The organism is Thermotoga sp. SG1, assembly GCF_002865985.1.
Classification (GTDB): domain Bacteria; phylum Thermotogota; class Thermotogae; order Thermotogales; family Thermotogaceae; genus Thermotoga.
In genome coordinates, this window is sequence record NZ_LNDD01000004.1 from 230,499 (window position 1) to 250,199 (window position 19,701).

The 19,701-nt window shown below is 44.0% G+C and carries 15 protein-coding genes, 1 tRNA gene and 1 pseudogene; 5 read left to right on the plus strand and 12 right to left on the minus strand.

The window, feature by feature from the left end; genetic code table 11:
• Positions 1–61 precede the first annotated feature (61 nt).
• Genes AS006_RS06585 through AS006_RS06595 form a run of 3 tightly spaced genes read left to right on the plus strand, consistent with a single transcriptional unit; the run spans position 62 to position 3,619 of the window.
• Complete coding sequence (locus tag AS006_RS06585; protein ID WP_101513555.1) at positions 62–1,201, plus strand: aldo/keto reductase; 1,140 nt, start codon at positions 62–64, stop codon at positions 1,199–1,201.
• Positions 1,198–3,135, plus strand: coding sequence for a sensor domain-containing diguanylate cyclase (locus tag AS006_RS06590; RefSeq protein ID WP_101513556.1), 1,938 nt, complete (start codon positions 1,198–1,200; stop codon positions 3,133–3,135). The genes AS006_RS06585 and AS006_RS06590 overlap by 4 nt, the downstream gene beginning before the upstream one ends.
• Positions 3,125–3,619 carry a methylglyoxal synthase gene (locus tag AS006_RS06595; RefSeq protein WP_101513557.1) on the plus strand — a complete coding sequence of 165 codons (495 nt, stop codon included), beginning with the start codon at positions 3,125–3,127 and terminating at the stop codon, positions 3,617–3,619. Before AS006_RS06590 ends, AS006_RS06595 begins: the two co-directional genes overlap by 11 nt.
• On the opposite strand, the gene AS006_RS09645 is transcribed toward AS006_RS06595, so the two are convergent.
• From AS006_RS09645 to AS006_RS06605, 3 genes and pseudogenes are all read right to left on the minus strand, one after another.
• A complete protein-coding gene (locus AS006_RS09645) occupies positions 3,588–3,728 on the minus strand; it encodes a hypothetical protein (RefSeq protein WP_233185693.1) in 141 nt (46 codons plus the stop codon). The genes AS006_RS06595 and AS006_RS09645 overlap by 32 nt on opposite strands.
• A gap of 1 nt (position 3,729) precedes the next feature.
• Positions 3,730–3,822 (minus strand): annotated as a pseudogene (locus AS006_RS09650) (zinc ribbon domain-containing protein); the annotation flags it as partial.
• 4 nt (positions 3,823–3,826) lie between these two features.
• Entirely contained in the window at positions 3,827–4,792 is a 966-nt protein-coding gene (locus AS006_RS06605; protein WP_101513559.1) for an AI-2E family transporter, read from the minus strand.
• A 43-nt stretch (positions 4,793–4,835) separates the two neighbouring features.
• Between AS006_RS06605 and AS006_RS06610 the strand changes: the two genes are divergently transcribed.
• Positions 4,836–5,846, plus strand: a complete 1,011-nt coding sequence (locus AS006_RS06610; RefSeq protein WP_101513560.1) for an acyltransferase family protein — start codon at positions 4,836–4,838, stop codon at positions 5,844–5,846.
• A gap of 83 nt (positions 5,847–5,929) precedes the next feature.
• Positions 5,930–6,005 (plus strand) — tRNA-Asn (locus AS006_RS06615).
• Positions 6,006–6,015: 10 nt separating this feature from the next.
• On the opposite strand, the gene AS006_RS09655 is transcribed toward AS006_RS06615, so the two are convergent.
• From AS006_RS09655 to AS006_RS06660, 9 genes are all read right to left on the minus strand, one after another.
• Positions 6,016–7,572 carry a GGDEF domain-containing protein gene (locus tag AS006_RS09655; RefSeq protein ID WP_233185676.1) on the minus strand — a complete coding sequence of 519 codons (1,557 nt, stop codon included), beginning with the start codon at positions 7,570–7,572 and terminating at the stop codon, positions 6,016–6,018.
• A 66-nt stretch (positions 7,573–7,638) separates the two neighbouring features.
• Positions 7,639–8,691 carry a galactokinase gene (locus tag AS006_RS06625; RefSeq protein ID WP_101513561.1) on the minus strand — a complete coding sequence of 351 codons (1,053 nt, stop codon included), beginning with the start codon at positions 8,689–8,691 and terminating at the stop codon, positions 7,639–7,641.
• On the minus strand, positions 8,688–9,644 hold the full coding sequence (gene galT, locus AS006_RS06630) for a galactose-1-phosphate uridylyltransferase (RefSeq protein WP_101513562.1): 957 nt from the start codon (positions 9,642–9,644) through the stop codon (positions 8,688–8,690). The genes AS006_RS06625 and galT overlap by 4 nt, the downstream gene beginning before the upstream one ends.
• Positions 9,641–11,299, minus strand: a complete 1,659-nt coding sequence (galA, locus tag AS006_RS06635) for an alpha-galactosidase (RefSeq protein WP_101513563.1) — start codon at positions 11,297–11,299, stop codon at positions 9,641–9,643. Before galA ends, galT begins: the two co-directional genes overlap by 4 nt.
• Positions 11,300–11,304: 5 nt before the next feature.
• Positions 11,305–14,559 (minus strand): glycoside hydrolase family 2 TIM barrel-domain containing protein, encoded by a 3,255-nt coding sequence (locus AS006_RS06640; protein WP_101513564.1) that lies wholly within the window; start codon positions 14,557–14,559, stop codon positions 11,305–11,307.
• A gap of 42 nt (positions 14,560–14,601) precedes the next feature.
• Positions 14,602–16,554 carry a beta-galactosidase gene (locus AS006_RS06645; RefSeq protein ID WP_101513565.1) on the minus strand — a complete coding sequence of 651 codons (1,953 nt, stop codon included), beginning with the start codon at positions 16,552–16,554 and terminating at the stop codon, positions 14,602–14,604.
• Positions 16,555–16,575: 21 nt separating this feature from the next.
• Entirely contained in the window at positions 16,576–17,412 is an 837-nt protein-coding gene (locus tag AS006_RS06650) for a carbohydrate ABC transporter permease (protein ID WP_101513566.1), read from the minus strand.
• Positions 17,409–18,290, minus strand: coding sequence for a carbohydrate ABC transporter permease (locus tag AS006_RS06655; protein WP_101513567.1), 882 nt, complete (start codon positions 18,288–18,290; stop codon positions 17,409–17,411). Before AS006_RS06655 ends, AS006_RS06650 begins: the two co-directional genes overlap by 4 nt.
• A 57-nt stretch (positions 18,291–18,347) precedes the next feature.
• Positions 18,348–19,583: an ABC transporter substrate-binding protein gene (locus AS006_RS06660; RefSeq protein ID WP_101513568.1), complete on the minus strand. Its 1,236-nt coding sequence runs from the start codon at positions 19,581–19,583 to the stop codon at positions 18,348–18,350.
• Between the last annotated feature and the right edge of the window lie 118 nt (positions 19,584–19,701).

Sequence of the window (19,701 nt, forward strand, 5' to 3'; positions counted from 1 at the left end):
TCCTACACGTTAGATTTTATCATCCTTTGATGTTAGAATTAACATGACAGGAGGTGAAAGCATGCAGTACAGAGATTTTGGAAAAACCGGAGTGAAAACATCGCTTCTTGGTTTTGGAGCGATGAGACTTCCCGTGATAGGAGAGGACCACTCAAAAATCGACGAAGAAAAGGCAATTGAGATGATCAGGTATGCGATCGACCACGGTGTCAACTACGTTGACACGGCCTATCCATATCACGGTGGAAACAGCGAAAAAGTTGTGGGAAAAGCCTTGAAAGATGGCTATCGAGAGAGGATCTTTCTTGCCACGAAGTCTCCCGTCTGGCAGGTGGAGAAACACGAGGATTTCTACAGGTACCTGGATGAACAACTCGAGAAACTCCAGACGGACCATGTGGACATGTACCTGATGCACGCGTTGAATAAAGAAAGATGGGAAAAGATAAAAGAGCTCAGGTTCTTTGAATTCTTCGAGAAGATGAAGGCGGAAGGAAAGATAAGGTTCGCCGGTTTTTCCTTCCACGACAGGTATCCCGTTTTCAAGGAGATCGTGGATGGGTACGACTGGGATTTCTGTCAGATACAGCTAAACTACATGGATGAAAACTATCAGGCCGGCCTGAGAGGTTTGAAATACGCCGGCTCGAAAGGTCTTGCCGTTGTGATCATGGAACCTCTGAAGGGTGGAAAACTCGCAAGACTTCCTGAGAAAGTGATGAAAGTTCTTGAAAAATACGGAAAAGACTGGTCTCCCGTTGAGCTGAGTTTCAGGTGGCTTGGACACCACCCGGAAGTTTCCACGATACTGAGTGGTATGAGCACACTAGAACAGGTGAAGCAGAACGTAGAGATCATGAGTAAAATCACACCAAACAATCTCACAGAAGAAGACATGAAGATGATAGAGGAGATAAAGAAAACACTCGAATCTTTCGCTGTGATAAACTGCACAGAGTGTGGATACTGCATGCCCTGCCCGAACGGAGTAGGCATTCCTGGAAATTTCCGATTGTACAACGAAACCGTGATGTTCGAAGATTGGGAAGGTGGCAGAAGAACGTACAGATGGTTCGAGAGTCAAAAGTCCTCTGCTTCCTTCTGTGTTGAGTGTGGAGAGTGTCTCAGCAAGTGCCCCCAGAAACTCGATATACCGAACCTTCTGAAGAGGGTGCACAGGGAGCTGGCGGAGGTCAAATGAAGAAGATCCTCTGGCTGGCACTCCTTGCGGGTGCCGGTTTTCTCATCATCCATTCCCTTTTGAACGGTATCTTTCTTCATACGGATCTTGAGATCTACTGGAGAACCATTTTCTCCAGAGTTGTTTTCCTTTTTGCGTCTTTTCTTCTTATCGTTCTGTTTCATCTGGTCGATATGAGCATTGCATTTACGGGGGCTGTTTCGTTGTTTCTTGGTGCACTGATGAACTTTCTGGAGGTCTTTTTTCTCTTTCCCAACTCGTTTTATCTGGTGAAGTTCGTTTTCTACTTAGCCGGTTCTTCCCTGATCTTCTTCGAAACCTTCAGAGTGATGCTCAGGCTGAAAAGACTCACCCTGATGTTCAGAGGTCTCTTCAACGAAAACAACGACATGGTGATCTTCTACGATGTGAACGGAAAGATCGTCGAAGTGAATCCCGCTGCCGAGAAATTTCTGAAGTACACAAAGGAAGAGTTGATTGGTAAAACTCTGGAGAAGATCTCTTCCACAAATGGATTAGACACCATGTTTCAGATGATGTCTCTTTCTTTCACAGAAAGAACACTGGAAAGAGAATTCGTCACAAAGGATGGAGAAACTGTCCTATGTGAAAGTAAAATAATACCCATCGTGGATGGAAAAAAGATCGTTCTGATTCAGGAAATCGCAAGACCCATTTCCGAGATAAGAAAAATAGAAGACCAGATCAGAAGGGAAAGGCGAAGGTTCCTCACATATTTCAACAACATACCCGTTCTGAGCGTTATTTTGAGAGAGGATAGAACAGTGGAAGACATAAACGAAGCCGGATGTAAACTTTTGAACATAGATCGTGGAGATCTTTTGAACAAGAATTGGTTCGAACTCTTTCCTGAAAGCTTTCCAAAAGAGCTCTTTGAGAAGGCTTTCAAAGAAAGAGTCGTTCATGAAGGTATCATCAGAGACGGAGGAGAAAGAATCGTACGATGGGTGTTCATTCCGCTCGAGGATAATCGTTTGATGGTAGCCGGTATCGATATAACCGAGGAAAGAAAGAACCTCCTTTCTCTGGAGAGAGACAGAAAGTTTTATCACCTTCTTCTTCATCTATCAAGCAGCCTCTTGTCACTTGGATGGAACGCTTTTGTGTTCAAACAGTATTTACCATTGATCGCAGAGGTGTTCGATGCAAAAGGTGTAGCTTTCTATGAGAAAGAAGATGGAAAGTACCTTCTCAAAGCTTATCTTGGCATCCCTTTTGAAGAGAGCCTATCCAACACTTCAAATGCTATCGCATGTGAAAATGACATCCTGAAAATTCCTCTGGAACACGAAACAGAAACCTTTGCGTTCCTTCTCATCACATGCAAAGAACCTGGCAAAGACATTTTTGAAATGGCAAAACTTTTGAAAAATCAACTGGAACTCGTTTACTGGAAACTGAAGGGTGAAGAGAGAATCCTCTGGCTTGCAGAACACGATCCACTCACGGGTGTTTACAACAGAGAGGCGTTCGAAAGCAGACTGGCTTATCTGATGAATCTTTCAAAGAGGTACAACAGAAAACTTTCCTTCATCTTCATCGATCTGGACGATTTCAAGCGCATAAACGATTCAAGGGGACATCTCGTGGGAGATCGTGTTCTGAAAGAGTTCGCCAGAACACTCTCCACGCTCTTGAGAAAATCAGATATAATTGGAAGACTCGGTGGGGATGAGTTCGGGATTGTTCTTCCTGAGACAGATTTCAACGGAGCAGAAACCATGATCAGAAGGATAAAAGATCGCTTCAAAGAGCCTGTTGTCGTGGGTGAAGATCAGTTCTTGGTGAAGTTCAGTTACGGAATCAGCGTCTTTCCCGACGATGGCGAAAACATAGAAGAACTCATGAAGGTCGCAGATGAAAGAATGTACATAAACAAATTCAGGAAAAAGGGGGAAAAAGATGGTGGATAAACCAAGAAGGTACAAGATCTTCATGGACAGAAAGAAAAGAATTGCCCTCATAGCACACGACAGAAGAAAGCGAGACCTTCTCGAGTGGGTGAGTTTCAATCTTGGAACGCTCTCTCAACACGAACTGTACGCCACCGGCACCACAGGGGCCCTTCTTCAGGAAAAGCTCGGTCTCAAGGTACACAGGCTGAAAAGCGGTCCTCTCGGTGGTGATCAACAGATTGGTGCGATGATAGCCGAGGGAAAGATAGACGTTCTCATCTTCTTCTGGGATCCCCTGGAACCACAGGCACACGATGTCGACGTGAAAGCACTCATAAGAATCGCCACAGTGTACAACATCCCCGTTGCCATCACAAGGTCAACGGCGGACTTTTTGATTTCTTCACCTCTCATGAACGATGTGTACGAGAAGATCCAAATAGATTATGAGGAAGAACTAGAACGAAGGATCAGAAAGGTAGTCGAGGGAGAAGAAGACTAGCCACATCCAGAGCAGCCACCGCAACTACCACCACACGAAGAAGAAGAAGAACCACCTTGAACGGAGAAGGATACTTTTTTGTACACCCTTTCTTTCTCTTTTGAACCACAATGAGGACATTTCACCTCCTCCACCTTACTGTAAGAGGTGAAAATGGTGTATTCCTTCCCACAGTTTTTACATCTGAACGTATAAGTGGGCATCGTTTCATCCTCCCATCACGTAATGTTTCCAGTAGTTTTTCAGAAAGACCAGAAAAGGAAGTGCTATGAGAACACCACCAAAACTGAAAAGATCACCGAATATGAGAATAGTGATCAGTATTATGAACCAGTGGATGTTCAAAGCACTGCTCTGTATCCTGGGGGCCAAAATCCACATCTCCAGTTGGTTCGCCGCCACGAGGATAACTGTTCCTATGAGAAGTCCGTACAGGCCGTGCACGGAAAAAGAAAGCATCAAAAGAGGAATGGCCGAGATGATGACACCAAGGTATGGAACAAAATCCGTTATAAACGCAAGCATCCCAAGAAAGAAGGCACTGGGAATCCTGAAAATAAACGCACCAACTCCCACGAACACCCCTACGAATATTGCAACCAGAACCTGACCACCCACGAACCTTTCAAACTCAGAGTAGGTGGTTTTTAAGAAACGTTTTCCATCTTTGGGATCTTTCGGAAAAAGATAAGAAACGTTCTCCTTCACAAGTTTCTTCAGTGACGAAACGATAAAAGACGTAATCACTATGAGAACTGCGGCCGTTATGAAGGACGGTACATACCCCACAATACGGTTCACAAGAGAAAGCGCCCCTTCTGAGAACGAAGCACTGATGTTGCCTATGATGGAACTCACCCATTCTGGTATCTCCATGTTTTCAAGCCCTGTCCTGACCCTATCTATCTCTGAAAAGACCCTCTGAGCCTCTTTTATGATAACGGGAAAGAAATTGACAGCAGAGTAGGCTATCATGAGAAATATTAACACATTCGCCAGAACACGAGAAAGAGATTTTGGCTTTCTTATGAAAACTTCCAGAAAACGTGTCACATAGTCAACTATTATCGAAAGGTACATCCCCATTACCAGAGCGGTTATAATGAAAGGAGAGAGTTTTGCAAGAACCAGAAACGAGGCAAGATACAAAAGCGCAAAGTGCTTGTTTTTCACCTTTTCACTCCTTTCGATACTATTTTAGCAGAGGTGAATTCATGTGGAGACAACAAGAGGTCTTTTGATCCTGTTCGTTCTTGTGGGACACGCCATCGTTTCGGTGTACAGGGATCTGACGTTTTTCATTCCTTTTCTCAGGTTTGTTAGTCCATCTGTCTTTGTGTTCGTCTATCTCTTTGGCTATTCGCAGGGAAGGATGAAGAAAAGACCTTTGAAAGTCGTTCAAAAGGCACTATCTTTTTTTCTCTTCTATCTGTTCTGGGCTTCTGTTTCATTTTTTCTTTACACTCTGCTAGATGAGAAATACTCTTTAGTCTGGATAACAAAGAGGATCTTCAACGTCAACGATTCCATAGTAAAAAAATACCTTCTCACCGTCTTTTCTTTCAGCGGATCGTGGCAGTATTATTTTGTCTTCGTTGTGATCTTCCTGCTTTTTGTGTCCATTTTCTTAAAAAATCCAGGAAAAATTCTTCCTTTCTCTTTTGCCGGTGCTGCTGTCAATTCCTCGATTGTGAGTCTCTGGTTTTTGACAAAGAATGAACTCCTTCCGCCGGTCGAAGGAGCGCTCATCACCTATATGAATCCCATTCACTGGCTCTTTCCCTTTGTTCTAGGATACAAAGATGCCTATGAAGGAAAACAGAGAACGTTGAAGAAAACCTCACTGATCGTTTATTTGCTCTTCTTTCTGATAGGGTCTCTGGAGTACTGGAACTCTTACAGAAGATTCCACACCTTCGTGGGAGTGGATCAGTTCTCCCTTCCTGGAGTTGTCCTCGGGATATACAGCATCGGAGTGTTATCGTGGATGGCGGAAAAAATGAATCTTCGAATCCTAAAGAGAATGGGACGGTATTCCTTTCTTCTCTTCATGATTCACATGCCGTTTCAGTGGATGTTTTACGTGTTTCTGGACACGTTCATCGATCTTCCTGAATGGTGCTGGGTACTGATCATGGTGGGGTTTTCTGTTTTTCTCATGGAGATGCTCCTCAGACTGTCAAGACTACTTCCAAAGACACTTCGAAAACTGATCGTTGGTTTTTAAGGTTTTTTCAACTTTTTCCTTCATTTTACCATCGTCCCCACTTGAAATTTCTGAGAGTGTATAGTACAATTATCCCTGGAGGTTCCGGCGTAGCTCAACCGGTAGAGCGCCTGGCTGTTAACCAGGTGGTTGCAGGTTCGAGTCCTGCCGCCGGAGCCATTTTTCGTTTTTATACACTTCCTCTTTTCTTTCCCTCCTTCATCCTGTACATGAGTTCATCAACCTTCACTAGGGTTTCATTCAGGGAACCCGTGAAAGGATAAATGCCATATGAAAACGTTGGATGAAACCTGGACTTCTCGAAATCAGAGAGGATCTTTCTGGTGATTTCTTCTGCTTTTTCGGGAGGGCACCCCCTGAGAATTATGAGAAATTCATCTCCACCCATTCTCACAACAACATCGGACTGTCTTATGTGATTTTTCACTATCTGAACCAGGTTTCGCAAAACTTCATCACCTGCATCGTGGCCGTGGGTGTCGTTTATCTCCTTGAAACCATCTATGTCTATATAAACAAACGTGTCTCCTTCATTCAGTTGAATTTCCGCGAAAATTCCCCGATTGTATGCACCAGTCAGTGAATCGATCAGGCTTTTCGTGTGGACAATGGTGAGTTTTGTTAGTAAATCTCTGTAATGTGTGACCAGAAAGTAAGTGAAACCTATGAACATTGCCACCATTCCATGATTGGAGATGAGTTTCATACCTTTCAGAGAGAAAATTATCACCAGGGCATCGTTTAAAACACACATTATAAAAAACAAAACAGAACCAAGCAAAACACGTGATTGGATACGATGAAGATGAAAGATAAGATAGATTGCATTCAAGATGAGAACTAATGCCAGGCTACTGATAAAACGTTCCATAGTGATGAGATCTGGAGCCATCCAGAAAACAACACCGTTGATCAGATTCAACACAAGAATAACCCAGTCTACGAAACCTTTTCTTTCCTTTGAAAGGATTCCGTAAAGGCCAAGCAGTAAAGAGAAAAAAGCAAGATAAGCAGAACTTATTGTGGCTTTTCGAAACAGAAGCAGGAAAAGGGAGGAGTGCATATCTGAAAAATCGATTAGATCGAAAAGCCAGACAGACCCCAGAACGCTGGCGATTCCAAGATACATGTAAACCCTTCGCTCTTTGGAAGAAAGAGAGTTTGAAAGAAGAAACATAACAGTTCCTATAGCAAGAGAAAGACCGATCGTTATTGGGATAAGAACTCTAACCATAAAAGAAAGCACCATGTATTTCCCCGTTTCGGATGAAGGTACGATGTAGACACCTGTCTCCGTTCCCACCCTGTACATACCACTGATTTCGAGGGTGATCTCACCGAATTTTTCTGGAAGTTCGAAAATGAGCGGCTGATTCCAGAAATATCCGGACCTTTTGTCAACAAACCCGTGACTTCCTATTTTCACCCCATTGGCAAAAACGGCAAGGTAGGGATGGTACATCTGTGGAATGTACAGATACAGAGGCCCAGAGAAAGGTACCTCATCTCTGGAAATCCTGGCTGTCAAAAAGACCGTGAAAGGTTCCTTTGAGAACCTTTGAAAGGTTGATCCTATCTCCACATGTTCATTTTCAAGAACCCAGCTTTCTATCAAAAAACCGTTCACCTTTGTCATGGAAAAGAAAAGGAAAAACACCAACAAAAAGAGAAGGAAACTGACAGCAAAAGAGGGGAAGTGATACTTAAAATACGATGTGATCCTCAACATTCTACCTCCCGACATTCTGCGATCCACACACAAGTATATCAAAAAAGGGAGCTCATGCTCCCTTCAGATCTTCTGAACACCATCTGCACTCTCTATCTCATGGAAGGTGAGTTCTATTTTAAAACGATCCCTGTAAGCATCATTCAACTCTTCTTTGATCTTTTCAAAAAAGCTCTTTTTTGAGAGAACAATCACACCTCCACCAAAGCCACCTCCGACCATCCTCGCACCAAGAATACCCTCTTTTCCTTTCAAGAAATCCACAATGAAGTCCGTCTCTTCACAGGAAACCTCGTACAAGTCCCTCAGACTTTCATGAGAAGCGAAAAGAAGCTTTCCAAGCGTTTCGAAGTCTCCTTCCTTCAAGGCTTGAACGCTTCTTAGCACCCTTTCGTTTTCTTCCAGAACGTGCTGGGCGCGCTTTTTCAGAACCCCGGGAAGTTTTTTCAGATCCTCTTTTGTCACTTCACGAAAGCCTCTTTTTCCAAGAACTTTCAGTACCTCTTCACACTCCTGTCTTCTTTTGTTGTACTCGGACGAGGAAAGTTCGTGTTTCACATTGGAATCGACGAGGTTTATCTCGTAGCCTTTCAGTTTCAGGGGAACGTACTCGTATTCAAGGGTCATTGTGTCCAGAAAGATCGCGTGGTCCTTTTTCCCGAAAGCGGAAGTGAACTGGTCCATGATCCCACATCTGACACCGACGAACTCCACCTCCGCCTCACGTGCGATCTTCACAAGTTCCAGTTTAGGTAGATGGAAACCGAAGTACTCTGAGATCGCATAGGCAGTTGCCATCTCAAGTGCCGCAGAACTTGAAAGCCCCGCACCCATGGGAAGGTTGGAGGAAACTGATATCTTCACAGGAGACACCCTATAGCCTCTTTTCTCGAAGGCTTTTATAACACCCAAGATGTAGTCCGTCCATTTGTTCAGTTTTTCTATCCTTTCCATCTCCACCGTCTCGTTCATGTTCTCTGAGTGAAAGACAAACTTTTCTGAGTCTTCTATCGTAAGAAAGACGAACCTGTTCACGGCGAAAGGAAGAACGTACCCGTCGTTGTAGTCGGTGTGCTCTCCGATGATGTTTATCCTGCCCGGTGCCTTCACCTTCATATCTCCACCTCCGTCTCTCTGAGTTGTTTTGCTGCCTCCTCTGGAACAACGGGGTTGATGAACGTCCAAGTTCCAGTTTCAACGCTCGCCATCCACTTCAATTTGTCCCTGTCTCTTTTTGGTGGATTGAACTCCACATGAAAATGGAAGAAGTGAGAAACATCCTCATCGTTGAATGGTGCTTGAAAGAACATCATCATGTACGGGAATTCTTGATCGAAAAGTTTGTCGTACTTGGCGGTCACCACCTTCAGTACCTCTGCGAATTCTTTCTTCTCTTTCTTAGAAAATTCAGGGAGTGTGCTCACATGTCTTTTGGGATAGATGTGTACCTCGTATGGAAATCGTGCGTAGAAGGGAACGAGTGCGATGAAGTTCTCTGTTTCGTAGACTTTCCTTTCTTCCCCTTCGTTTTCCAAGATTTCACAGATGGGACATTTGCGATTTTTCTCGTACCACTTTCTCATTGCATCCATCTTCACTTCGATTCTTTTTGGAAGGAACGGAAAGGCGTAGATCTGACCGTGCGGATGAGGGAGTGAGGCACCGACTTCCTTTCCGCGGTTTTCGAAGATGAAGATGTATTTTACAAAATCGTTCTGAGAAAGGTCTCTGGTTCGATCTACCCACATCTCGACGAGTTTCTCTATCTGTTTCAAAGGCATTCCAGGAAGTGCGGTGTTGTGATCGGAGGTGTAAACCACCACCTCACAGATACCACGAGATTCTTCTTTTTTGAAAGGACCTTTCTCCTTCCAATCCACAGGAGGTGGATCTTTCCTGAGCGAAGGGTATCTGTTCTCGAAAGTGACAAGATCGTACCCTTCGGGAAGTTCCAGTCCTCCCACACATATAGGACACTCTGTTTTGGAAGGCTGAACTGGCCTTTTCTGAGTGGCCGCAGAGACGATCACCCATTCGTCCGTGAGTGGGTTGTATCTGAGTTCCATCATTCTCTCTCACCCTCTTCGTAGAAGTAGAAGTTTCTTCCATCTTCTCTTTTAACGATCCTTTTTTTCAGAAAGGTTTTTCCTTCTTTTTCCAGGTGATACTCTTTGTTTTCAAGATTGACCACTATCTTGGCGTTTCCAGAAAGTGTTCCAGACGAGATGATCTCGTACTTCAGATCTTCCGTCAAAAGGTTCAAAACACGCGGTTTTCCACCGAGAAGATCCAAGGTTTCTCTTAGAACCCTCCTTCCATGCTCTTTCACAAGCGACAGATCGTCACTTTCTATGATCATGTTGTCAAGAACACCACAGGTGTAAGAGTAGAGTTCTCTTTCTTTTTCGGTGAGTTCTGTTTTCTCCTCTCGAAGAATGAGACAGTCTGGATCGTTCAGCCAGAGTCTGTCGTGCATGAAGTAGCGTGTGATGGCATTTCTCAGAGCCCACTTTGCAGCGGGTGCTCCGTTGTCTTCTATGTGATCTCCCCAGAAGGGTGTGGTGTCCGGTCCTATCCTCATGCCGTCAACGTACCCAACGGCAGGAAGAAGAGGAGAACCACACCCGAGTATGAAAGAGTTGTCTCCTACCGCCTTCCTGATCACTTCCATCCCTTTTCTGAACGCCTGAATGGGTGTGATGTTTTCTTTCCTCTCACCCGGAATCGCTCCAGCAAAGAGAAAGTCGATCTTGAAGTATCTGTAGCCCATCTTCCTGAGAGAGCTGAAAAGATCAAGGAGCCAGTCCAGTACCTCTTTGTTTGAAAGATCAAGGGCGTATATCTTTTTGTTCCAGTTTCTGTAGGCCATTTTGGGACTTCCGTTCTCCTTTACAACCCAGTCCGGGTTGGTGTTGAACACGTCCGATGTTTCCGAGACACTGAACGGTGCGGTCCATATACCAGGAACGAATCCTTTTTCCTGTATCGTCTTTGCCATCTCTTCCACCGATGGGAAGTCTCCTTTTGTGATGAGCCAGTCTCCGATGTCCTTTTCGTACGCGTCGTCTATCTGAAAGACCTCGAAGGGAAACTCCCTTGCAAGTTCCAAATTCTTGAGAGTCTCCTTCCAGGTGAGATCAAGGAAATAGTGGTACCAGCTGCACCATCCAACTGGCGTGTGTTTTGAAAGCCTTGCACCGTTTTCTTTTCCAACAAGTTCCGCGTATTTCTCCAGAAGAAAAGAAGTGTTTAAATCTTCAAGGACAACGAAAGGTTCTAAGGGAACGAAATCATCGAACACCACTCCGAAATATTCAAGATATGCAACGAGTTCTTCGTTTTCCACAGTGAAGAAAGGATGTGCTATCTTAGAACTCAAAAAGCCGTACACTCTTTTCTCTTCGGCGACAAAGTAGTCACTTTGAAGGAACCTTTCAAGGATCTCTGGTACCACAGAGGCCGTGTAGCGCCAGTTCGGATCTATCGTGGGTGGTGTGAAGGAGGAAACGTCCACCACCCTACACGGTCCCCAGGACTGCCAGTTGTTCACAAGGAGTTTCTTCGGTGCTCTCGTTCGAAAGACCTCCAGTCTTCCAGGATTTCCCTTCACTTTCCCAGAAACTTTCCATCCAAGATGTATCTTTTCCACTTCTAGTTCGACGGTGTAATCTTTTTCTTCAAAGACAAATCTTCCTTCTTTGAAAGATCGTCCGAAGATCTTCACATATCTCACCTCACATAAATGGTTTTTCTCGTGTTCAGACTGGTGGATATAAGATGTTCTCCTCTTCTCAATCCTTCAACTTCGAACACCAGTGTTTCTCTTCCAAAAGGTGGAATCAACGCTCTCTTTGTTGAATATTCTCTTTCATTCACAAAAAGTGTGATTTCTTCTTCTCTACTAAGAGGGGAGTCATTCAAAAGGGAAAGTTTCACGTTCAAGGTTTTTCCTTCTGGTATCATGTCTTCAGAGATCATCTCAGTCCGTAGATCTTCAGAGATCGATGGTATCGTCCTCCAGAATGGGAGTTTCTCATCTATTCTCATTCTGAAGGAAAAGCTGTAGGGTTTTGGAAGAAGTCTGTACTCAAGGTGTGGCAACGCTCCCCAGCTGTCGTCTCCTCCAAGTCCCATCTGTTTGTAGTCCACGTTCACGGTGACGAAATCTCTCTCTGGAAGTTCGTTCACGTGTTCAGCCTTCTCTAGATCTTCCATGGAGAAAGGCCAGACACTGAAATCTACCACTGGCATACCCGACACAAAGAGGTTCACCTTTCCGTTGGAGAGTGTGAACCATCTCACATCGGACCTGTTCCCCGTTTCCTGAGGCCTGACGTATCTATGAATCATCTCCTGAACAGTCTTTCTGTATCGTGCGAAAAGGCCACTTTCTTTTCTGTCCCAGTAAGTTTCGTGGGGTCCTCTTCCGTACCACTCCACGATGTTGAACTCCTCAGGAACGGTGAACTGAAGACCAATCCTCGGGATCTCCGGCACACCTTCAGCGGGAATCAGGGAAAGATCAATGATGATGTCGTCGTTTCCAAAGATAGTGTAGGTGAGGTACACCCAGCTGTTTCCAGGTACCTGATAGACACTCTGAATGGATACGCTGCTTTTTCTTTCCTTCCAGAACATTTTGAAGAGATTTCTAACGTTCGATGCCCTTTTCCAGATTGAGAGTCTTTCTGGCATTCTGTTTCCGATATCGTTGTCCGTTGGGACCCTCCAGAAGTTTGGAACTATCGGACTCAGCAGAACTTCTTTTCCTTTGTACACAACACGCTCCAAAAGACCGGTGAGTTTAGAAAAGACAAATTCTGTGTTTTTTGTTTTTACCAGAAGTCGGTTTCCATTCTCGGAAACATTCACACTCTCTCGAACGACGATCTTTTCAAAAACGGGGTGCTTTATAAGAAACTGTTCCCACGCCACGATGTGTCCTTTTTCTGCCCAAAGGGTTCCTTCAGAAAGGGAAAAGGAGATCTCAAGGAAGTATTCCGAGTCTTCCATCTTTGGAAGGGGGATCTTCAGTATCTTCTTTTCTCCTGGTTCACAGAAGATCTTGAATTTTCCTTCTTCTATAACTTCACCATCTTTTCTGATCTTCCAGGTTCCATCGAATTCTTCAAGGTTCGTGAAAAGATACCTGTTTTCCACCTCGTATGTGTCCTCAAAGATCTGTCGCATCTTGATGTTCTGATAGATCTTCTTCACTTCGTGAAGCTCTGGTTCGACTGTTCTGTCGGGAAGGACCACTCCGTTGCAGCAGAAATTCTTGTCGTTTGGCTCATCACCGAAGTCTCCACCGTAGGCCCAAAGCTCTTTTCCGTTTTTATCTTTTTTTCTTATTCCCTGATCCACCCAGTCCCAGATGCACCCTCCGTGAAGGTATGGATATCTTTCTACCACGTCCCAGTAGTCTTTCAAATTCCCCACACTGTTTCCCATCGCATGGGCATACTCGCACATGATGAAGGGTTTTTCTCTCTTTTTGGAAGCGTATTCAAGAAGAACATTTATCTTCGGATACATGAGAGAGAAGACATCAACGTAATACGATTCTCCTCTCCTTGTTGTACCTTCATAGTGAACAAGCCGCGTGTTGTCCCTTTCTTTTATCCAGAGGGCGGCTTTTTCGAAGTTCGTTCCGTCTCCTGCTTCGTTTCCAAGTGACCAGAAAATGATACTGGGATGGTTCTTGTCACGCTCCACCATTCTTTTGATCCTGTCAAAATGAGCTTTCTCCCACTCCGGTTTGTTCGCAAGTGTTACATCGAGATCCCAACCAATACCATGTGATTCGATGTTTGCCTCGTCTATGACGTAAAGACCGTAGTAATCACACAGGTCGTACCACTTCGTCTGGTTCGGATAATGTGAGGTCCGGACGGTGTTTATGTTGTGCTGCTTCATGAGTTTTATGTCCTCTATCATTCTTTCCACAGTCACCGCATGGCCCCTGTCAGGGTCGAACTCGTGCCTGTTCACCCCTTTTATGTAAAGCGGCCTTCCGTTGAAAAGAAGCCTTCCCTCTTTCACCTCCACTTTCCTGAACCCAAAGTTGACTTTTTTCTCGTCCTCTCCAAGTTTCACCTTCAAAACGTAGAGGTGAGGAGTCTCTGCAGACCACTTCTTCGGATCTTTCACTTCGAAGACAAAAGACAGCGTTTCGCTTTTTGGTCTCACCTTCTCTTCCACAAGCGTCATCTCTTTTCCCTGTGGATCTGTGAGTACGATTCTGAGATCTTTTTCCCTTTCTTCTCCAAGGTTTCTCAGTTCCACGTCCAGAAAGATCTTTCCATCTTTGTAATCTTCATCGAGATCTGTCCTCACGAATATGTCTCTTATGTGAAACTTCGGAAGTGCGTAAAGATACACATCCCTGTAGATTCCCGCAAACCACCACATGTCCTGATCTTCCAGGTAACTTCCGTCACTCCACTTCAGAACTTTCACACAGATCAGGTTCTTTCCTGGCTTCAAAACGTCTGTGGCTCTGAACTCAGCGGGCGTGCAGCTGTCTTTGCTGAAGCCCATTCTCTTTCCGTTCACCCACAGGTAGAAGAATGACCGGACTCCTTCGAAGTGAAGGAAGATTTCCTTTTCAAACCACTCTTTTGGAATCTCCACCCATCTCCTGTACACCCCGGTCGGGTTATCATCTTTTGGAACAAACGGAGGATTCGGCTCGAAGGGATAGACCACGTTCGTGTAGATGGGTTTCCCATAGCCCTTCATCTCCCAGTTGCTTGGAACTTCTATCTCGTCCCAATCTTCATCGTTGAAGTCTTCAAGAAAGAAATTCTCTGGAACCTCGAAAGGATTTTTCGCAAAGAAGAACTTCCAGTTTCCACTCATCGAAATGAATTCTCTAGGATACTCCCACTTTCCCGTGAGCGGATTGAAGTAGGGTATGAAGGAGGCATGAGGCTTTTCTGTTCCTTCGCTCACAAGTTGCGGGTTTTCCCATTCGTAGGTCATATTTCCGTCCTCCCAACAAATACCAGGTTTTTACTAGATTTTTCAGCGTTTCTTTTCTTTCCAAATTGCAAGACTGTAAGGTTGAAGTTTGTGACTACCTAGAATAATCTGAGATTCTTCCGGAATCTCTACTTCAATCTCTTCTGGAGTGAAGTTAAAAGCAAAGACAACATCGCCTCTTCGCTGGATCCGAACTCCCTCTGGAAATCTTTTCACTGTGAGTCCTATTTCCTTCGCCAATTCCTCAAAGAAATCTATGAGGAACTCCCTGTCTGGCCAGAATGCCAAATAGAAGACGTTTTCTTTTTGAAACATCGCACCGTATTCATCCTTGAACTTTGCCACCACTTCCGTTATAGTGGGATCCACATCTTCTCTCCAGATTGTCACGGGATATTCTTTCCCTTTCCAGAGAAGAGTCTCAACGTTTTTCAATCCAAGACTTTCGACTTGTTTCACCTCTACAGGTATGAGTTCTTTCAAAAGACCCGGCGGCATCTCTTCGGGGATCTGGAAGGTTCCTGTTTTACTCCCGCTTCTTGGACCGAACACAAGAACACCGTTGTATTTCTTGAAGTTTTCCAGAACTTCCTCTTTCACAATCGCAAGACTCGGTACAACAACTATCCTGTAACCATCCAAAGAAGATTCAGGTGGTATAACATCTACGTTCAAACCGAGTCTTCTGAGGGCGCTGTAGAATCTGAAGACCAAATCAAGGTAATTCACACCTTCTCCGTGAGGTTGGATAGAGAAAACCCACGCTGTTTCGTAATCGAAGACAAGGGCAACTTCACTCTTCACCGCTTTGTTCAGGTCAACGCCTTTCAGTTCCTCAAAGACTTGCTTTACTTCCTGATATCCCTGCGATGGAGATGAGTCTGGAGCAAGAAGTCCAGAATGCATCTGTTCCTGTGCAAAAGGTGCCTGCCTCCATCTGAAGTATGAAACCACCTCTGCACCGTGGGCAAGTGCCTGCCAGGTCCAGAGCCTCACCGCTCCTTTTGCCGGCCAGAGATTGTAAGGAGCCCAGTTTACAGGCCCTGCCTGTTGTTCCATCACCCAGAACCTTCCCTTACCAACTCCGCGGTATAGATCGTGTGAGAAGGAGATTATATCGGGATGTCCTACTCTGTCGAAGGGATTTTGATGTTCACCCTTATTTCTCAAAAAAACGAGTGTGTGTCCAAGTGGATAGTTGTCCCACGAGGCAAAATCCAAATCCCTCGAGAGCTTGTAGTGGTCGAAATCCGTAAATCCAGACATGAAGTTGTGAGTGACGAATCTCCCTGGAGAATACTCTCTTATTATCTGAACCTGCAATCTGTTGAACTCTACCACCTGGTCCGACGCGAATCTGTAGTAATCGAGAAGATGTGAGGGGTTCGGATCAGCGGGTGTGAGGTTGGGAAGTTCTATCTCATCGAAAGATCTGTATTCCTGACTCCAGAACGCCGTTCCCCAGGCCTTGTTCAACCTCTCTATGTCCCCACCGTATTTCCTTTCGAGCCATTTCTGGAAAGCTTTTTTACACCTTGGACAGTAGCATCTCACTGTGTCGTGACAACCGTATTCGTTGTCAGTCTGCCAACCTACAACAACTGGATGCTTTCCGTATCTTTCTGCTACAATGGAGACGATTCTTTTCACCTCTTCTCGATACACGGGGCTGGAAAAACAGTAATGCCTTCTGGATCCGAAATTCTTCACCCTCCCGTGTTTATCAACAGGGAGTATTTCCGGATGTTCATCTACGAGCCACTTTGGAGGTGTAGCGGTGGGAGTTCCCAATATGATCTTCAATCCCAGTCTTTCAGCTGCTTCCAACGTCTTGTCGAGCCATCCCCAGGTGAATTTTCCACGCTCCGGCTCTATCCTGCTCCAAGCGAACTCCCCGATTCTCACATATTCTATTCCGAGCTCTTTCATCTTTTTGAAGTCTTCTTCTACCTTCTCAACTCCCCAGTGTTCTGGATAATAACAGACTCCGAGCATGACAATACCTCCTCTTGGCCTTTAACCCTTCACACTTCCAAGTGTCAATCCTTCTATGAAATACCTCTGGAAGATCAAAAAAACAACGATTGGAACCAACGCAGCGAGGTTCGCCCCGGCAGCGATTACATTCCAACTTGTAACCCACTGACCTTGAAGGGTTGTCAGACCAAGTGTAATTGGCTTTAAAGAGTCACTCTGAATAAGAACAAGAGACCACAAATAGTCGTTCCATATCCAAGTGAACTCAAGAATCCCGAGCGCTGCAAGAGCTGGTACAACCAACGGTATGATAATCTTTCTGTATATAAGAAAATCACCTGCTCCATCAATCTTAGCAGCTTCAAAAAGACTTCTTGGTATTGTTATCATGAAATTTCTTAGGAAAAAAGTACAGAATCCCGTTTGAAAGGCTATGTGGAAGAGTATTACTCCCCAATATGTATCGTACAAACCGGTGTTCACTGAAAATCTGTAAACTGGAATCATAAGCATTTGAAAAGGTATCAACATTCCTGCAACAAACATGATCAACAAAGGTTTTTTTAGTTTGAATTCGTACCATGACAGAGCAAAAGCACTCAAACTGGAAACAAATAAAGCTCCTACAACAGAGAATCCAGTAATTATAAGGGTATTCAAGAAATACCTGTTCATGTTTGCTTCTTTCCAAGCTATTATGTAATTTTCAAAAGTCGGGTTCTCCGGTGGTTGCCACCATTTTATTCCTAACAATACTTCATCCATGGATTTTAAAGACGTGAATATCGATATCACAAAAGGAAGCATCCAGATTATGACAAGAATACTTCCCAAAACATAGAAAATGATTGCCCTAAAAATTTTTCTTTTATTCATGTTACTTCTTCCTCCTTCCTGAGTGTGTAAAGAAGGTACAATATAATAAATCCCAACGTTATGAGAAACTGTATGACGGCTATAGTAGAACCATATCCCATTCTGTAGTTATGGAAGGATTGAACGTACATATAATTGGCCATTACGCTAGAAGAGTAAAATGGTCCCCCACGGGTCATCACATAAACGATATCGAATGCCCTCAAAGAGTCTATTATGTTCACAGTTACAGCTATTACCATTGCCGGTCTCAAAGATGGAAGAATGACATACCAAAATCTCTGCCATGCGTTCGCACCATCAACATAGGCAGCCTCTACAAGTTCTGTTGAAACATTCTTTAGCCCCGCCAGGAAAAGAACCATAGCGTACGCAATCTGCCTCCAAAGTGCAGCGACTATCAAAGCCCAGGTAACGATTTTGGGATCACTCAACCACGGCTTTGCAAAACTTCCAAGCCCAACTGCTCTTAAGAATTCATTTAATACTCCGCTTCTTGGTTCTAAAATCCAGGACCATATCTGTCCTATTACAACGAAGGACAAAGTCATTGGTAAGTAGATAAGGGTTTTAAAGACTTTGTTTCCAGGGAATTTCTGGTCAAGAAGCAGTGCCATACCGAGTCCTGCTGGTATCGCAATGATTACAAATGAAATTAACCACTTTATATTATTTTTCAAGGACAGCCACAAATAAGGATCTTCGAAAAGGCGTTTGTAATTTTTTAATCCCACAAAACTGAATTTAGGACTAACCCCATCCCAATCGGTAAAACTCAACATCACTGTCTGAAATATTGGAAAAATAACCCATATGAAGTACAGAAGAAGAGGTAAAGATAAAAAAACATAAGGAATCCACCATCTTTTTTTTGACACAAGTTCCCCTCCCTCCGCAATCTTTAAATGAGCGGGGGAATTCCCCCGCTCATAAAATCACTTCCCAAATATTCTCTGTCTCTCCTTTTCCAGATTTTCAAGTATCTGGTCAAGTCTCTCCGGATATATCATGAATTCTACAAAACCGTTCATGCCAACAGTTGCCATCTCAGGATTCGTATCCCTATCGTAGAACTGGGAAACACCATCGGATTCGAGGATCATTTGTAATCCTTTTGCTGCATGATCATCTGGTGGTGGAACATCTTTGTTTGCTGCTAGCCTTCCAAGTTTCTTTGCAAAATACTCTTGAATGTCTTTCTCAGCAATGAATTTCAAGAAAACTTTGGCTCCTTCTTTGTTTTTGGCTTTAGCAGGAATCATGAATCCATCTATGGGAGTTTCTTCGTAAAGTCCTACGCTTTCATCTATGACAGGAAATCTGAAGAAATCAAGGTCATCCTTTACTGACGCTGGAGCAACATCCTTTATGAACTGACCTATAAGGTACATTCCAGCTTCTCCCCTGAAAAGAAAAGCTGCTGCTTCCTGCCAGGTGTAGGAAGAATGATTTTCCAAGAAGAAACCTTTATCAACTAACTGCTTCCAATACTCGAAAACCTTTTTAACTCTTGGATCAGTGTATGGAATTTCCCCAGCCGTGAGTTTCATGTGGAAATCTAAACCGTTCACTCTCAAATCAAGGTAGTCAAACCAACCAGCTGCGGGCCATAGGTACTTCGTTCCTATCGTTATTGGTGTTATACCGTTTTCTTTTAGCTTTTCACAAACCTTTATGAATTCATCCCAGTTTTTTGGAGGAGTTATCCCGTATTTTTCAAAGACAGATTTTCTGTAATAAACCCCCCACCAATACCAGCTTTGTGGGATAAAATAGATTTTTCCGTTGTATTCACTGGCACTTCTGAAAGCAGCCGGGAAGAAATCTTCGAATTTTTGTGGTACAAAAATATCATCGAGAGGTTCGAGTAATCCCTTACTTGCAAAGTACCTCATCCTTTCACCAGCGAACCAAGTGACGACATCTGGTGCTTCATCTGAATTCAACCAAGTCCTGAGAAGGGTTTTGAAATCTTCGTGTGGGAACGTGTTAACAACTACATCGTACTGTGGATATTTTTCTTCAAACATCTTTACCAGTTCAGCGAAAACTTGCCTTGGAACAGGATCAGATATGTAGGAGTTTACTACGATCTTTTCTTTTGCAAAAACTGAAGCACCCAGAATTACCAGAAGGACGCTGATAAGGATAATTGAAAACCTAGACCTCATAACTCCACCTCCTAACAAAAGATTGGTATTACCATGTGAATGATACCGTGAACGTTCACAGAAAATCAAGAAGAAAAAAGGCAAGAAACTGATGTCTAATTGTCAATAAACGATTATA

Bases quoted from the DNA above. Each gene is read 5' to 3' on its own strand.
- AS006_RS06585 (WP_101513555.1), top strand. From the start codon at position 62: ATGCAGTACAGAGATTTTGGAAAAACCGGAGTGAAAACATCGCTTCTT.
- AS006_RS06590 (WP_101513556.1), top strand. From the start codon at position 1,198: ATGAAGAAGATCCTCTGGCTGGCACTCCTTGCGGGTGCCGGTTTTCTC.
- AS006_RS06595 (WP_101513557.1), top strand. From the start codon at position 3,125: ATGGTGGATAAACCAAGAAGGTACAAGATCTTCATGGACAGAAAGAAA.
- AS006_RS06625 (WP_101513561.1), bottom strand. From the start codon at position 8,691: ATGAAGGTGAAGGCACCGGGCAGGATAAACATCATCGGAGAGCACACC.
- galT (WP_101513562.1), bottom strand. From the start codon at position 9,644: ATGATGGAACTCAGATACAACCCACTCACGGACGAATGGGTGATCGTC.
- AS006_RS06640 (WP_101513564.1), bottom strand. From the start codon at position 14,559: ATGACCTACGAATGGGAAAACCCGCAACTTGTGAGCGAAGGAACAGAA.
- AS006_RS06645 (WP_101513565.1), bottom strand. From the start codon at position 16,554: ATGCTCGGAGTCTGTTATTATCCAGAACACTGGGGAGTTGAGAAGGTA.
- AS006_RS06650 (WP_101513566.1), bottom strand. From the start codon at position 17,412: ATGAATAAAAGAAAAATTTTTAGGGCAATCATTTTCTATGTTTTGGGA.
- AS006_RS06660 (WP_101513568.1), bottom strand. From the start codon at position 19,583: ATGAGGTCTAGGTTTTCAATTATCCTTATCAGCGTCCTTCTGGTAATT.